Origin of the sequence: Sphingobium sp. MI1205 (assembly GCF_001563285.1) — a bacterium.
GTDB lineage: Bacteria > Pseudomonadota > Alphaproteobacteria > Sphingomonadales > Sphingomonadaceae > Sphingobium.
The window spans coordinates 1,410,416-1,426,389 of the sequence record NZ_CP005188.1; the positions used below are offsets into that span (position 1 = coordinate 1,410,416).

General features: G+C 61.5%; 14 protein-coding genes. 4 read left to right on the forward strand and 10 right to left on the reverse strand.

The genetic code is table 11. The annotated features are described in order from the left end of the window. From K663_RS06780 to K663_RS06795, 4 genes are all read right to left on the reverse strand, one after another. Positions 1–747 (reverse strand): TorF family putative porin, encoded by a 747-nt coding sequence (locus K663_RS06780; RefSeq protein WP_145902246.1) that lies wholly within the window; start codon positions 745–747, stop codon positions 1–3. Next, positions 719–1,141: a hypothetical protein gene (locus tag K663_RS06785; RefSeq protein ID WP_062115741.1), complete on the reverse strand. Its 423-nt coding sequence runs from the start codon at positions 1,139–1,141 to the stop codon at positions 719–721. Before K663_RS06785 ends, K663_RS06780 begins: the two co-directional genes overlap by 29 nt. A gap of 128 nt (positions 1,142–1,269) precedes the next feature. Beyond that, the gene (gene mfd, locus K663_RS06790) at positions 1,270–4,731 is read right to left on the reverse strand and encodes a transcription-repair coupling factor (RefSeq protein WP_062115743.1); all 3,462 of its coding nucleotides are present in this window, start codon (positions 4,729–4,731) and stop codon (positions 1,270–1,272) included. 69 nt (positions 4,732–4,800) lie between these two features. Beyond that, complete coding sequence (locus tag K663_RS06795; protein WP_062115745.1) at positions 4,801–5,070, reverse strand: FAD assembly factor SdhE; 270 nt, start codon at positions 5,068–5,070, stop codon at positions 4,801–4,803. 86 nt (positions 5,071–5,156) lie between these two features. Here K663_RS06795 and recG point away from each other — a divergent pair, with 86 nt between their 5' ends. After that, a complete protein-coding gene (gene recG, locus K663_RS06800; protein ID WP_062115750.1) occupies positions 5,157–7,220 on the forward strand; it encodes an ATP-dependent DNA helicase RecG in 2,064 nt (687 codons plus the stop codon). Positions 7,221–7,292: 72 nt separating this feature from the next. Here recG and K663_RS06805 read toward each other — a convergent pair whose 3' ends face one another. Both K663_RS06805 and tyrS read right to left on the reverse strand, forming a co-directional pair. Beyond that, entirely contained in the window at positions 7,293–7,646 is a 354-nt protein-coding gene (locus K663_RS06805; protein WP_062115753.1) for a PilZ domain-containing protein, read from the reverse strand. 75 nt (positions 7,647–7,721) lie between these two features. Continuing rightward, positions 7,722–8,939, reverse strand: coding sequence for a tyrosine--tRNA ligase (tyrS, locus tag K663_RS06810; RefSeq protein WP_062120499.1), 1,218 nt, complete (start codon positions 8,937–8,939; stop codon positions 7,722–7,724). 56 nt (positions 8,940–8,995) lie between these two features. On the opposite strand from tyrS, the gene K663_RS06815 reads away from it, so the two are divergent. Further along, positions 8,996–10,081 carry an anhydro-N-acetylmuramic acid kinase gene (locus K663_RS06815; protein WP_062115756.1) on the forward strand — a complete coding sequence of 362 codons (1,086 nt, stop codon included), beginning with the start codon at positions 8,996–8,998 and terminating at the stop codon, positions 10,079–10,081. After that, positions 10,078–10,707 carry a YoaK family protein gene (locus tag K663_RS06820; protein WP_062115759.1) on the forward strand — a complete coding sequence of 210 codons (630 nt, stop codon included), beginning with the start codon at positions 10,078–10,080 and terminating at the stop codon, positions 10,705–10,707. Before K663_RS06815 ends, K663_RS06820 begins: the two co-directional genes overlap by 4 nt. Here the strand turns inward: K663_RS06820 and K663_RS06825 are convergent, their stop codons facing one another. Further along, entirely contained in the window at positions 10,708–11,883 is a 1,176-nt protein-coding gene (locus tag K663_RS06825; protein ID WP_062120502.1) for a vWA domain-containing protein, read from the reverse strand. Between the two features lie 146 nt (positions 11,884–12,029). On the opposite strand from K663_RS06825, the gene K663_RS06830 reads away from it, so the two are divergent. Next, positions 12,030–13,394: a methyl-accepting chemotaxis protein gene (locus K663_RS06830; protein ID WP_201026685.1), complete on the forward strand. Its 1,365-nt coding sequence runs from the start codon at positions 12,030–12,032 to the stop codon at positions 13,392–13,394. A gap of 33 nt (positions 13,395–13,427) precedes the next feature. Here the strand turns inward: K663_RS06830 and K663_RS06835 are convergent, their stop codons facing one another. The 3 genes from K663_RS06835 to K663_RS06845 form a co-directional block, all read right to left on the reverse strand. Then, positions 13,428–14,450: a hypothetical protein gene (locus K663_RS06835; RefSeq protein ID WP_062120504.1), complete on the reverse strand. Its 1,023-nt coding sequence runs from the start codon at positions 14,448–14,450 to the stop codon at positions 13,428–13,430. Between the two features lie 92 nt (positions 14,451–14,542). After that, positions 14,543–14,956 carry a GFA family protein gene (locus K663_RS06840; protein WP_062115765.1) on the reverse strand — a complete coding sequence of 138 codons (414 nt, stop codon included), beginning with the start codon at positions 14,954–14,956 and terminating at the stop codon, positions 14,543–14,545. Positions 14,957–15,115: 159 nt separating this feature from the next. Beyond that, on the reverse strand, positions 15,116–15,961 hold the full coding sequence (locus K663_RS06845) for an AAA family ATPase (RefSeq protein ID WP_062115768.1): 846 nt from the start codon (positions 15,959–15,961) through the stop codon (positions 15,116–15,118). Between the last annotated feature and the right edge of the window lie 13 nt (positions 15,962–15,974).

The following is a 15,974-nucleotide window of genomic DNA, read 5'->3' on the forward strand; positions in this document are numbered from 1 at the left end:
CTAAAGAGCCAGGCCCACCCGCCCTATGAGCCTTGCTCCTGCGTGACGCGATCCCGGTCCATCAATGCTGCTGTTGGCGTACCGCACCCCGGCGAACCAGCATCCCTTCAGATAATCGATGCTGATGCCATGATCCCAGTAAACGCCGTCAGGCCTTAGCCGGGCTGCCTTAACAGGGGCGCGCACATCACCGGACGACCGTCCAATCCGTCCCGAAATCGTGAATGGCGTTCCGGGTACGCCAACCGTCGCCAAAGCCGAGAGATAGAGATTGTCGCCACCGATGGAGGATTGCCGCGGCGCGTAGCTGGCGTTCAGGTCGATGTTCGCCGGGCCGATCAAAAAGCCGACGCCTCCGCCTACCTCACCATAACCCAAACCCGATGCGCCCGGAAAAAGATGGTAGCGCGCCTCTGTCGATAGCCTCCATCCGCCAATCTGCCTCACATAGCTTCCGCCTAAATCGACGACGGCATCCGCGCCGCCATGCCGGTCACTTCCCCACAGGGAGACGGCTGTGCCGTCGAGGCTGAACCCTTGCACCACAGGCACCGAAACAGACCCGCGCAACACGGGATCGCCTTCACTCCAGCTTAGGCCTCGTCGCCGTTCGTCGCTGGCGGCCTCAATCGTGGCTGACACCCCTTGCGCATATTGGGCACGCGCCGGGTAGGCGCTGGCGCAGGCGATCAGCCCTACCGCCAGCGCCAGCCGGATTTCAGTTCGAGGCAAGGTTGCGAACGGCATCAAGCTCGGCCAACAAGGGGGCGCGGTCCTTTTCAGCCACGGCGATCAAATGATCACGGATCGCCGTATCGTGCCGCGCCAGATTACGCGCGCCAGATTGGCGTCCGGGCGTACATGCGCCAGCCTCGCTACCGGAGAATCGTTTGTCGTTAGAAACGGTACGTCCCAGTGCCGGACCATGACTAAGCGCCCGATCGACCACGATCGTCGCAGTCCACTGACAACGCTGCGTATCCATACGGTTCGGTGTTCTTGCTCCCACGGTCTTGTAGCGAAACTCCGCCCGCGCGCTGTAGGTCGCCCGTACCGGCGTCTCCCTATGGTCGATCTGAACGCTATGCGTGGCTTGGGGCGTGGCGGCTGCCGCAGCCATCGCCATAAGAGTCAAACTCATTTCGGTCTCCTGCTTGATGCCGGGCTTTGTTGCCTGGTCATCGCGACGGGATTTAGGTTGCGACCATTGCTGAAACTTTGCTGGCCCGTGAAGAACTCTTGTCGCTGAGGGGACTCGCCCGCGGCGCTTTATCCTGCCGCCTTTGCGAGTCCCTTCGAAAGTTGCAACGCTCCATTCAATCGCGCTGCGGGATCAGCCCAGGCTCTGTTAACCACGACCTTGCTATCCGGCCGCAACCGCGCGACGCCGTCCAGCCGCTGAATATATGAGACCAATCCCGCAGGGTTGGGAAAGCGATCCTCGAAGAAGCTGACCAGTGCACCCTTCGGGCCGACATCGATCTTTGCGATATTGGCTGCGACGCAATTCTGCTTGATCTCGATGATCTTGAAGAGGTTCTGGGTCGGCGCGGGCAGTTTTCCGAACCGGTCGATCAACTCGGCTGCGAAAGCCTCCAGCCCCTGCCGATCTTCGACCTCGTTCAGGCGTCGGTACAGACCCATGCGCAGGTCCAGATCCGGCACATAATCCTCCGGGATGAGGATTGGCGCGTCCACGCTGATTTGCGGGGAGAAGCTGTCCCGCCGTTCCACACCGGCTCCGCCAGCCTTTGCTTCGAGGATGGCGTCCTCCAGCATCGACTGATAAAGTTCGAATCCGACCTCTTTGATATGGCCCGATTGCTCGTCGCCCACCAGGTTGCCCGCCCCGCGAATATCGAGATCGTGGCTCGCCAACTGGAAGCCTGCGCCAAGCGTGTCCAGGTCGGACAGCACCTTCAACCGCTTCTCTGCCGTTTCGGTGATGATCCGGTTCGTGGGCGTCGTGAAATAAGCATAGGCCCGCGTCTTGGCCCGGCCGACGCGTCCGCGCAACTGATAGAGCTGTGCGAGCCCGAACCGATCCGCGCGGTGGATGATGAGCGTGTTGGCCGAGGGGATATCAAGGCCGCTCTCCACGATCGTGGTCGAGAGAAGCACATCATACCGTTTGTCGTAGAAGGCCGACATGCGCTCCTCGACCTCGCTCGCCGACATCTGGCCGTGAGCGACGACGGGGCGCACCTCCGGCACTTCGGTCCGCAGGAACTCCTCTATTTCTGTCAGGTCGGCAATGCGCGGCACCACGAAGAAGCTCTGCCCCCCGCGATAATGTTCGCGCAGCAGAGCCTCGCGGATCACCACCCCATCCCAGGGCATGATATAGGTGCGCACCGCCAAGCGATCGACCGGCGGGGTCTGGATGACGGACAACTCCCGCAATCCCGACATAGCCATCTGCAAGGTGCGGGGGATCGGCGTCGCAGTCAGCGTCAGCACATGCACATCGGTCTTGAGGCTCTTGAGCCGCTCCTTGTGGGTGACGCCGAACCGCTGTTCCTCATCGACGATGACAAGACCGAGCCGCTTGAACTCCAGACCCTTGGCGAGGAGTGCGTGGGTGCCGACCACGATATCGATGGTTCCATCGGCAAGACCCGCCTTCACGGCCTTGGCTTCCTTGTCCGGAACCAGACGCGACAAGCGTCCGATGTTCACAGGAAAACCCCGGAAGCGCTCCTCGAAATTCATATGATGCTGACGGGCGAGCAGGGTGGTTGGGCAGATCAACACAACCTGCATCCCAGCCATCGCTGCGACGAAGGCTGCACGCAGGGCGACTTCGGTCTTGCCGAAACCTACGTCTCCGCACACCAACCGATCCATCGGACGGCCCGCTCCCAGGTCCTCGATCACATCGCCGATCGCGCGATCCTGATCTTCGGTTTCCTGATAGGGGAAGCGATCCACGAACGCTGGATAGCCGGCGCTATCGGGTTCCGCCACGGTCGCTGCGCGAAGGGCGCGCTCCGCAGCCGTCTTGAGCAATTCACCCGCAATCTCGCGGATGCGCTCCTTCATCTTCGCCTTGCGCCGCTGCCAAGCCTCGCCACCCAGCTTGTCGAGGCTGACGCCATCGCTGTCGGAGCCATAGCGGGAGAGGACCTCCAGATTCTCCACCGGCACGTAGAGCTTGTCGCCGCCCGCATACTCAAGGGCGACGCAATCGTGCGCCGCCTTTGCAACCGGGATCTGTGTCAGTCCCTCATAGCGGCCAATGCCATGGTCCATATGCACGACCAGATCGCCTGGCGAGAGCGTCGCCAGCTCCGCGAGGAAGGCGTCAGCGCTCTTCTTCCGCTTGGCGCGCCGCACCAGCCGGTCACCTAGCATGTCCTGTTCGGTCAGCACCGCCACATCCGGCGCCGTGAAGCCATGATCCAGCGGCAGGACGGTCAGCACGGTGCTGCCGCCGGCGGCGATGCCCAGCGCCTCCTGCCAGCTATCCGCGGCCGCAATCCGTTTCAGTCCATGATCGATGAGCAGCCCCGAAAGTCGTTCCCGTGCGCCCACGGAATAGCTGGCGATGACGACCTTCTTCTTTGCCTTGTGGAGGGAGGCAATATGTTTCCCTACCGCCTCATAAACATTGGCGTTCTGCGCCCGCTCAGGCGCGAAATCACGCGGCCCGTCAACCTCGAAATCGAGGACGGTCGCGCTTTCCGGTTCGTGAAAGGGCGTGGTCTCATGCATGGGCCAGTCGCGCACGATCCCGGCCCATTCCCCGGCATCCAGATAAAGCGCTTTGGGTTCCAGCGGCCGATATGCCCCCGGATCGGATGACTTCGCCTGCACGCGATTGGCGTGATAGTCACGTATCGCCTCGAACCGGGCGTCCGCCGATCCGGGCACGCCGTGGTCGAGCAAGATGACGGTATCGTCGCCCAGATGCTCGGTCATCGGCACCAGCCGTTCCTCGAACAGCGGCAGCCAGTGCTCCATCCCCGCCAGCCGCCGCCCGTCGCTCACCGCCTGATAGAGTGGATCGCCCGTTGCTGTCGCTCCGAACGTTTCGCGATAGCGGCCCCGAAAACGCTTTATCGTCTCCTCATCGAGCAGCGCCTCGGAGGCGGGGAGCAGGGTGAAGCCCTCGACGCTCCCGCTGGTTCGTTGGTCGGCGGGATCGAAGCGGCGCACCGTCTCAATTTCGTCCCCGAAGAAGTCGAGTCGTAACGGCTGCTCCTCGCCCCCGGGAAACAGATCGACGATGCCGCCGCGAATCGCAAACTCGCCGCGGTCGTGCACCGTATCGGTCCGCACATAGCCGTTGGCCTGCAACATCTCGGCCAGTCGCGAAATCGCGATCCGCTCCTTGGGAGCGAGCTTGGCCACCAGTTGCCGGACGCGAAAGGGCGTCAGCGTGCGTTGCGTCAGGGCATTGAGCGTGGTCAGGACAAGCTGCGGTCCCTTCGGCTCACCTTGAAGCGCATAAAGCCCCGCCAACCGCGCAGAAGCCGTACGGAGCGAAGGGCTCGCCCGGTCGTAGGGCAGGCAGTCCCAGGCCGGTATCTCGACAGTCTCAATTTCCGGGGCGAAATAGTGCGCCGTATCCGCCACCGCCCGCATCAGTTGCTCATCGGGTGCAACAAACATGGTTCGCGCAGGCGCAGCCCGCGCTATGTCCGCCAGCAACCAGGGCTGAAACCCGGCCGGCACGCCCGAAAGGGTGATGGGAGATTTCGCTTTGAGGATTTTCAGAAGATCGGTCATTTACTTCTCGGTTCCCCTTCCGCTTGGGGAAAAGGGCAAGGGGAGGTATGTCAGCGTACGGCCGGAAGCCTATTTCTTCCCGATCTCGACAAAATCCAGCTTGGCGAATCTGTCCCACATTGGTCCCTGCCACTCGGCTGGAACCGGCAAAGTCCCCATCGCCCAAGCCATGATGTCCGCATCCTGTTCATCCATGAAGCGCTCGAACCACTGAATTTCTTCCTCGCTCCAGGTGTCGTGATAGCGATCGAAGAATCCGCCCACCGCCAGATCCGCTTCTTTTATGCCGCGGTGCCAGGCGCGAAATTGCAGGCGGCGAATGCGGGGATCTTCGTTCACAATTTGTTCCTTGGCCGGACATGCCGAAATTGCCGATCGGATGTTTGAACCACCGTCCCGGCTGGGCTAGATGCCGTCAGATAGACATGCGCCCAGATATCCTCAACCCACTCTTCGCCGAAATCGAAGCACTGAAAGGCGTAGGCCCTGCGCTCGCCAAGCCGCTGGAGCGACTGGGGCTTGCGCGCGTAGTCGATGTGGCCTTTCACCTGCCGGTCAGCTTCGTCGATCGCCGCATGGTGAACGAGCTTGCGATTGGCGATTCCGGGCGAGTGATCGGCGTCGAACTCACCCCCGTCGATTATCGGGCCTCGGGTAGTACACGCGCGCCCTTTCGCGTCATTGCGCAGGACAGACATGGCAACTCGGTCGCACTGGTCTATTTTGGCAAGAATAGTGGCTGGCCCAGAAAGCTGCTGCCCCTCAACGAACCCAAATTCGTCTCCGGCAAGCTGGAAGCCTATGGCGAGAATCTTCAGATCGTCCATCCAGACTATGTCCTGCCGCCGGAAGAAGCCGCCAGCATTCCGGCGCGCGAGCCGGTCTACGGTCTTTCCGAAGGTCTCACCAACAATCGCATGCGCGACCTTGTGGAGCAGGCGCTGGCGCGTGCGCCTGAACTTCTCGAATGGATCGAACCCAGTCTGTTGGCGCGGAAGGGTTGGCCTTCCTGGCGAGAGGCTCTAACCCGGATCCACGCCGATCCTTCCGACGCGCAAGCGCGCGAGCGCCTCGCCTACGACGAAATCTTCGCGGGACAACTCGCACTGATGCTGGTTCGCCAGTCGTCACGCAAGCGCAGAGGACTGGCGATTGCTGGGGATGGTCGCCTGCGCGCCATGCTGAAACTGCCCTTTGCGCCCACTGGTGCCCAACGGCGCGCGTTTGGGGAGGTTGAAGGCGACATGGCCCAGCCGGTGCCGATGCTCCGGCTGCTCCAGGGTGATGTGGGGTCGGGTAAGACGCTGGTCGCCCTGATGGCGCTGCTCAACACGGTGGAGGCGGGCGCTCAAGGCGCACTGCTCGCGCCCACCGAAATCCTCGCACGGCAGCATTATGAGACGCTGCGCAGAATGGCATCGGGCCTTCCCGTCACTATCTCCATCCTCACGGGACGCGAAAAAGGCAGGGCGCGTGAGTCCACGTTGATGGGTCTGGCGGACGGGAGTATCGACATTCTTGTTGGCACCCACGCCATTTTTCAGGATGCCGTGCGCTACAGGAAGCTCGCTCTTGCCGTGATCGACGAACAGCATCGCTTCGGCGTCGCCCAGCGCATGATGCTGGCCGCCAAGGGCGAACGTACGCCTCACCTGCTTGTGATGACCGCCACGCCGATCCCTCGCACGCTGACGCTCACCTATTATGGCGAGATGGATGTTTCGCGCCTGGACGAGATGCCGCCGGGCCGACAGCCAATTCAGACTGTAGTGATGTCCGCCAACCGGCTGGACGAGGTGGTCGATGCCCTCGCGCGCCATGTCGAAGGCGGTGGCCAAGCTTATTGGGTGTGTCCTCTGGTGGAGGAAAGCGAAAAGAGTGACCTTGCAGCCGCAGAGGCGCGGGCCGAAACACTCAAGATGCGGTTCGGCGATCGCGTCGGGTTGGTCCACGGCCGCATGAAGGGCCCGGAGAAGGACGCCGCGATGGAGGCGTTCGCTGCCAACCGGACGCAGATACTTGTCGCCACCACCGTGATCGAAGTTGGCGTCGATGTGCCCAATTCCAGCCTGATCATCATCGAAGGTGCCGACCGCTTTGGACTGGCGCAACTGCATCAGCTGAGAGGAAGGGTGGGCCGGGGCCAGAATCACAGCGTCTGCATCCTCTTGCGCGGTGGTGCGCTGTCGGAGACATCCCGCGCGCGTCTCGCCCTGATGCGTGAAACCAATGATGGCTTCCGCATAGCCGAAGAAGATTTGCGGTTGCGGGGAGCGGGCGAAATCCTCGGCACCCGTCAGTCTGGCGAGCAGCAACTGAAGATCGCGACGCCGGAGCATCTGTCCGCCCTGCTCGACGCAGCCCGCGACGACGCGCATCTGCTCATTGACCGAGACGGCGGGCTCGACGAAGCGAGAGGCCAAGCTGCGCGGACGTGCCTCTATCTGTTCGAGCGTGACGCGGCTGTGGGATTGCTCCGTAGCGGCTGAGTTCGGCCTTCCGCACGCCCATGGCGACGGAGTGCCAGTCTCACCCGGCGGAACAAATGTTCCCTGACGCCTTTACCAAGCCGTCTGGCGCGGCGGGATGAGCGAGAGCATCGATTCGTAAATCCGCGGCTGGATGGGAGCGCAAAACTCCATGCCGACCCGGCCATCCTCAGCCCAGCGCACCTCCGCCTGAACGTCCTTTATCATCGGCAGCCACACCGACACGCGCTCGCCGATCGACAGTTCGGCATCGGACCGGCACATCAGTCCAAGCTCGGAAATGTTGATAACCCTGATGCCGTGGGTGCGACCTCGCGCCGTGATATGGCTGACCATATCCACCAACACGCGCGCTGCGCGGCGCTGATTGATGGAAGGATCCCGCGAACGGGCGACCTGAGCGAGGCTGGCGAGCACCGAAGACATGAATGAAACGTACGGTTGAAACGGTCGCTTACTTCTTAAGGGATATGCTTAATGCTGTTTTAACTTCGTATAAATTCAGTCGGTTATTAATCCATGTTTCTTTGCGCCGAAGCTGACCTTGTCCCCTGGCTTCAAAGTCAGGGCCGGGTCGCTGACCACTTCGCCGTTCACCCGGATCGCGCCTTCGGAAAGCTTGCGCCGGACCTCCTTGTTGGATGCCGCAAAGCCCAGGGCAGTCGTGCCCTGAACGATGTTCAGACCCTCCGCGCCCAGGCTCACGGTCGGCAGGTTGGCGTCTGATGCGCCTTCCTCGAACGTCTTGCGCGCCGTCTCGGCTGCCAGCGTCGCAGCATCCGCGCCCCGGCAAAGCGCTGTCGCTTCGTTGGCCAGGATCTTCTTGGCCTCGTTGATCTCTGCGCCTTGCAAGGAAGCGAGGCGCGTCACTTCGTCCATCGGCAGGTCCGTAAACAGGCGCAAGCGATTGGCGACGTCGGCATCAGCCGTGTTCCGCCAGAACTGCCAGTAATCATAGCTGGAAAGCTGGTCCTCGTTCAGCCACACAGCGCCGCCCACTGTCTTGCCCATCTTGGTGCCATCGGCGTTGGTGAGGAGCGGCGTCGTGAGGCCGAACACATGGGTGCCATCGACGCGTCGCGCCAGTTCAACGCCGTTGACGATGTTGCCCCACTGATCCGACCCGCCCATTTGCAAACGGCATGCTGACCGGCGCGACAGTTCCAGGAAGTCATATGCCTGGAGGATCATGTAGTTGAATTCGAGGAAGCTGAGCGACTGTTCGCGGTCCAGCCTCATCTTGACTGAATCGAAGCTCAGCATCCGGTTGACCGAAAAATGCTGCCCGATGTCGCGCAGGAACGGGATATATTCCAGCTTGTCGAGCCAGTCCGCGTTATCGACCATGATCGCGTCGGCCGGCCCGTCGCCAAAGGTCAGGAACCGTTCGAACACCTGCTTGATGCTCGACACATTCGCCGCGATGGCGTCGGTGGTCAGCAGCTTGCGCGCCTCGTCCTTGAAGCTGGGATCGCCGATCTTGCCGGTGCCGCCGCCCATCAGGACGATCGGCTTGTGCCCGGCCTTTTGCAACTGGCGCAGCATCATGATGGACACCAGATGCCCGACATGCAGCGACGGCGCAGTCGGATCGAAACCGATATAGCCCGGCACCACCTGCCTGGCGGCGAGCGCGTCCAGCCCCTCCGCATCGGTCAGCTGGTGAATGTAGCCGCGCGTTTCGAGCAGGCGGAGTAGATCGGACTGATAGTTGCTCATGGCGCGCGCCTGTAGCATTGCGGTTGCGACTGTAAAAGAGGCGGAGTCTTTCGACCATGCTGGCAATTGGGCTAATGTCCGGCACATCGCGCGATGGGATCGACGCCGCGCTGATCGAAACGGACGGCGAGGGGCAGGCGCAGGCGGTCGAATTTCACGCCATGCCCTATGATGACGGCTTCCGCTTCCGGCTGGCCGAGGCGTGCAGGCGGGCGATGGCGATGCAGAGTCCGGGCTTTGAACCGCTGGTCGCGTCGGTGGAGGCGGAACTGACCGAGCTGCATGTGCAGGCGGTCGCAGACCTGCTGGGGCGCAGCGGGCATATCGCAGAAGATGTGGGCGTGATCGGCTTTCACGGTCATACCGTCGCGCACCGACCCGAGTGGGGCTGGACCTGGCAGATTGGCGACGGAGCGGGGCTGGCCGGGGCTTTCGGGATTCCCGTGGTGGCCGATCTGCGTAGCGCTGATGTCGCGGCGGGCGGGCAGGGCGCGCCGTTGATGCCAGTGTATCACCGGGCGCTTGCTGAAGGGTTGGCAAAGCCGACTGTGGTGCTCAATCTGGGGGGGGTGGCCAATATCACCTTCATCGGATCGGATGGGACTCTGATCGCGTTCGACACCGGGATGGCGAGCGGCCTCATCGACAACTGGATGCAGATGCAGGTCAACGCTGACTATGATGCGGGCGGGGCGTGCGCGGCGGCGGGGCAGGTGGACGAGGAACGACTGGCGGCGATGATGGCCGATCCCTGGTTCGATCTGCCTCCGCCCAAAAGCATCGATCGCGAGCAGTTCAGCATCAATGCGGTACAGGGGCTCAATCTGGAGGATGGCGCGGCGACACTCACGGCCTTTACCGCCGCCGCCGTGGCGCGGGCGATCGATCATCTGCCTGAGCGGCCAACCGCAATTCATGTGGGGGGTGGCGGACGGCACAACGGCACGCTGATGGCGATGCTGACGGGCCGGACCGGCGTCGCCGTCATGTCCGTCGATGAACTGGGATGGGACGGCGATGCGCTGGAGGCGCAGGGTTTTGCCTATATGGCGGTACGGCGTCTCAAAGGATTGCCGATCAGCTTTCCAGGAACGACCGGAGCGCCGACGCCGATGACTGGCGGGGTGCTGTTCCGGCCATGAAGCGTTACGATCGGCGACACTGGGTTCTGGCGGCAGGCCTGTCGGCGCTGGCTGGTTATGTCGATGTGATCGGTTTTCTGCGGCTTGGCGGTTTTTTCGTGTCGTTCATGAGCGGCAATTCAACGCGGCTGGCTGTTGGCACGGTGCAGGGAAGCGGTGTCGCGGCGCGCGCCGCGTTAATTATCGCACTGTTCATCGCCGGGGCGGCGCTGGGCGCGATTGTCGCCCGGATCGCCGGACGATGGAGAAAGCCGGTTTTATTAACGCTGGTGGCGATGCTGCTGGGACTGGGCGCTAGCGGGGTGATGCTGTCGGTGCCTGCGATGGTGGTCGCCATGGGGCTGCTCAACGCTGTATTCCTGCGCGACAAGGAAGTCAGTATCGGAGTTACCTATATGACCGGCACGCTGGTAAAGCTGGGACAGGGCATCGGCAATGCGCTGGTCGGTGGAGACCGGACAGGCTGGCTGCCTTATGCGCTACTGTGGACGGGATTGATGGCCGGGGCGTTGATGGCGGCCTTTCTTCACGCCGTTCTGCCGGTCGATCCATTATGGGGTGCGACTGGCTGGACCCTGGCGCTGGCGCTTTTCGCCGCGAAGTGGTTGCCCCGCCCCGGGACCTGATCAGCGCTTGCGCGTCAGTTCGCGCATGGCGTCGTCAATGCCTTCGATCGTCAGAGGATACATGCGTTCGTTCATAATCTCGCGGATCATCCGCGTCGATTGGCTATAGTCCCAATGTTGCCGGGGCGTCGGGTTCAGCCACACTGACGCGGGATAGGTGTGGAGCACCCGGCTCATCCAGACGGCGCCCGGTTCTTCGTTCATATGTTCGACCGATCCGCCCGGATAGCTGATCTCATACGGGCTCATCGCTGCATCGCCGACGAAGATCACCATATAATCATGTCCATATTTGTGCAGGACATCCCATGTCGGAATCCGTTCCGAAAACCGGCGGCTATTGTCCTTCCACACGCCTTCGTACAGACAGTTATGGAAGTAGAAGAACTCCATATTCTTGAACTCGGCCGTTGCCGCTGAAAACAGCTCCTCGCACAGCCGAATGAAGGGGTCCATTGATCCGCCTACGTCGAGAAAGAGCAGTAGCTTGACCGCATTGTGCCGCTCGGGCCGCATGCGAATGTCCAGCCAGCCCTGCCGTGCCGTGCCCCGGATCGTGCCTTCCAGGTCCAGTTCGTCGGCGGCGCCCTCCCGCGCGAAGCGGCGCAGACGCCGCAGCGCGACCTTGATATTTCGGGTGCCCAGTTCCTTGTTGTTGTCCAGATTCTGAAACTCGCGCTTTTCCCATACCTTGATCGCGCGCTTGTGCCGGCTTTCGCCGCCGATCCGAACGCCTTCGGGATTATAGCCACCGTTGCCGAAAGGGGAGGTGCCACCCGTACCAATCCACTTGTTGCCGCCCTGATGGCGCCCTTTCTGCTCCTCGAGCCGCTTCTTCAGCGTCTCCATGATCTCGTCCCAGCTGCCGAGCGACTTGATCTTCTCCATCTCTTGGGCGCTCAGATATTTCTCGGCGACCAGGCGCAGCCATTCCTCCGGAATTTCCGCGTCCAGGCCCTCTGTGCCCAATACGCCCTTGAAAATCTGGGCAAAGACCTGATCAAAGCGGTCGATCAGCCCTTCGTCCTTCACATAGGTTGCGCGCGCGAGATAATAGAAATCCTCCGGCCGCTGCCCGATAACGTCGCGGTCCAGCGCCTCCAGCAGCAGCAGATGTTCCTTAATACCTACCGGGATTCCGGCGGCGCGGAGCGCATCGAGTAAGTTGAGCATCATGACCCCGCCCTTGTCGGATACCCAGCCGATGGATGCAAGGTCCGCCGACATCATGGTTGACGGAATGTTAAGTGTTGCATTGCATCCTTAATAAGGCAGTATCCATGACAGGTTGTGAGGGCGGGTAACCATTGGAAAACGGGCAGTTGTTGACTGATCTGGGTGAGCGGTCCGGGGACATAGCGTTGCAGTGCAGCGAAACTGCCGGCTTCCTTGCAGAACTTACGCGGCGCATCCAGGCCGACTCGGTGCGGCTCGGTCAGCTCCAGTCCAATATGGAGGCTTTGGCCAGTAGCCAGAATGAAAGCGTCGTGGCTGCTCAGGAACTTAGCCTGACCTCTCGGCGCGCCGCTCGCATCATCGCCGAAGGGCATGAAGCGATCACCCAGTCGCTGGCGCAGGTTGCGGGGCTGGTTGAGCATGTGACGGGGCTGGAGGGACGGCTTCGTCAGTTTCTGGACGTGATCGAAGCGGTGGGCGGCATATCCGACCAACTGGGGGCCATTGCCCGCCAGACCCGGCTGCTTGGCGTCAATGCCGCGATCGAAGCGGCACGAGGGGGCGAAGCAACGCAGGGGTTTGCGGTGGTCGCGGATGAAATCCGCCGCCTTGCCGGGCAGGCGGGCGACTCCGCGGCTTCGGTCGGCGACAAGCTGGGCCAGTTGGACCGCGACGCGCGTCACCTTATCAGCGGGGTCGAGGCCAATATCGTACGCGGCCGCGATGTCAGTGCGCATATCGACACATTGAGCGTCACCATGGCGGAAATCGCGTCACTCGTGACCCAATTCGGCGATCGATCAAACGCCATCGTCACCTGCACTGACGAGGCCGACGCCGATGTGGGGGCGTTGCGTCTGGGGCTTACCAGCTTCAGCCAGTCAGCGGCCGAAAGTTCGGGCCGTGTCGAAGTGGCGAAGGCGCAGCTTGAGCAGCTTGAAGGGATGGCGAATGATATGCTCAACCGGGCGGCTCATGGTGGCTATGCTACCCGCAACAGCCGCTATATCGGTTATGCAGAGGATGGGGCGGAGGAGATTTCGCGCCTGATCCAAGCCGCGCTGGGTTCAGGAGAATTGGCTCCATCGGCCTTGTTCGACGCCCATTATCGCCCAATTGCAGGGTCCGACCCGACACAATATGAAAATGGGTTCACCGCCTTCGCCGACCGCGCCATCCAGCCGGTGCTGGACAGGCGGACGGCGCAGGATGAAGCGATCGTGGGCTGCTGCCTCATCGACATGAACGGATATTTGCCCACGCATATCACTGCGCGCAGCCATCCCCAGCGGCCCGGATCGTCCAGTTGGAACATGGAGCATGCCCGCAATCGGCAGATTTTCATGGATAACCAGACTCGCCGCGCGTTGGACGGGGATGGGGATTTCTTTCTCTTCACATATCGGCAGGACTTGGGTGAGGGCCGTTATCGCGCGCTGCGGAGCGTGTTCGTGCCGCTGCGGTTCGATGGCCGCCGGTGGGGCCTGTACGAGGTTGGTTATCTCATCTGACCCTTGCCGTAGCGTGTCCGTCCCCGACCGATCTTACTGACCCGCATCCGTGCGGCGCATCGTTACCTCACCATTGGCAGCGTAATGTGCGGTCGTTCGCGCTTGCGCGGTTTGCGGGTCTTTTCCGTCGATGATTTCAGCGATCTGACGCGGGCTGGGAATCCGGTCATAAACGCCGAACAGCTCGGTCTGGCCGACAGAATGAATCGACAACTGATAGCCTGTGCCGGAAGTAGCCGGATCGAACGCCATTACGGTTCCGGCGTCATCGATCGGAATGATCACGGCGTTATTCAGCGCATTTTGCTGTTGCAGCACATCGTAGCTGCCATCCGCGGTCTGAACCCGTCCGCGAATACAGAAGGAGGCTTTCTCGCCTGTGCCAGCGACATTGGCGAGCGTTTCGGGTGCCTGCGTCGTAAGGGTGGCGTCCGCGGCATCCCGACTGGGGCAGGCGGTGAAATGCGCTGGCGCGATCGGCTGTACGCTTTGCGGATTATCGAAATGGAGCCCGTTCAGCATGCCATCCAGCCCGGCGAGAACTTCTTTCCGCCGCTCCGTCGGACCGGTCACTCGCAGTTTCGCCAGCCAGCGTCCGGCATGGACCAATCCTGCAGCGGTGGTCAGGGCGCCATCGGCAGCATCATCGTAAACCGCGCGGATTGCGCGGTTGGCGTTTCCGGCAACCGGCGCCGTTGCGTAAGCGGTGCGCCGCGTTTTCGTGCCGAAGCGCTCCATGATCGCGCGATCGGTCATATATGCGGCGAGTGAACCATCTGCATAGCTGGGCAGGTAGATATATAGCGTCGCCTGGATCGCGCCATCTTCCGACAGATATTGTGCGTAATTATCAATGCCCTTGCCCCCGTTGGACACCTCTCCGCTCTTGGTAAGGGAGAGCCCGGCAACCGTCTGCGGCAGGCTGATGCCAGCGGCGTCGGAACGCAGGCTGGAGCCGCTTAGCGACCAGGCTTCACGCTCTTCGGCGGCATGAACCGGTGCAGGCGTTGATGCAAACAACAGGACCGGCAACAGGGACAAGACAGGCTTAAACATCGACATCCTTCCCAATTCACGCCGTCTTGTCGCGGCTTTGAATATTTAGCGGGAAAGTTGAGCCGAATTGCAGCCTGGGCGCAAGTGGACTTTTACGCGACCGGAGGAATCTGGGCCGGATAATGAGGCAGGCTTGCGTCCAGATGCGCCCAATCGGGAGCGGCGCTGGTCCAGATCACTGCCTCAGGCCCGATCAACGACGGATCGTCGAGGGCGCCTGCCCGAATAAAAGTCAGGTGCGGCCGCGATTCGGCAAGGCTGAACAGCGGGGTCCCGCATTGTGGGCAAAAGCCGCGCCGCATGCTGTTGCCGCTGTCAGCGATGCTTTCATGCCATTGCACTTCGCCATCGGCATGAACGCTGTCGGCAGGGAAGCAAACATTGACGGTGCCAGAGCCGCCACCCAGATATTGGCACAGCCGACACCAGCACATCCGCGCCGCCAAAGGCTCAGCATCAATAGTGATACGAACGGCGCCACAAAGGCATCCTGCATGGTGAGTCACAGTCCAACCTCCGTTCTTGTCAGGCGCAGCATCGCCCGGCCAACGTCGTGGCGATACTGGAGCATGATCCGATCATACTGAACCGGACCATGCTCTATATGTCTTTGGTTTTACGCCTTTTCCGAGCCAGCAGGTGATGCCACCTGCTTAAAAAATGCTCTAGCGCCCCTGCCGCCTGGCCATGAACGCCAGACGTTCAAACATCATGATATCCTGCTCATTCTTCAAAAGCGCGCCGTGGAGCGGAGGAATCGCCTTGGTCGGATCACGTTCTTGCAGGACCTCCAACGGCATGTCCTCATTGAGCAGCAGCTTCAGCCAATCAAGCAGCTCGCTGGTTGAGGGCTTCTTCTTGAGGCCGGGTACCTCGCGGATCTCGTAAAAGATCTCAAGTGCGCGGTTCACCAATATCTTCTGTATGCCGGGGAAGTGCACATCGATGATCGCTTGCATCGTCTCACGATCGGGAAACTTGATGTAGTGAAAGAAACAACGCCGGAGAAAGGCATCCGGCAATTCCTTCTCGTTGTTTGAGGTGATGACGACGACCGGCCTTTCCTGGGCGGCGACCGTTTCGCCGGTTTCATACACATGAAAGGCCATCCTATCGAGTTCCTGCAACAGATCGTTGGGAAATTCGATGTCAGCCTTGTCGATCTCATCGATCAGCAGGACGGGCAGGGTGGGGGAGGTAAAGGCCTCCCAAAGCTTCCCCTTGCGAATATAGTTGCTGATGTCATGAACGCGTGGGTCGCCGAGTTGCCCATCGCGCAGGCGTGCGACGGCGTCATATTCATACAGGCCCTGATGCGCCTTGGTCGTGGATTTCACGTTCCATTCGATCAACGGGGCGTTCAGCGCCTTGGCGATCTCCTGCGCCAGCACTGTCTTGCCGGTGCCCGGTTCACCCTTGACCAGCAACGGGCGGCGCAGCAGCACCGCAGCGTTCACGGCGACCTTAAGGTCGTCGGTGGCGACATAATCTTCCGTGCCTTCAAATCGCATGAGCTTGCTTCGC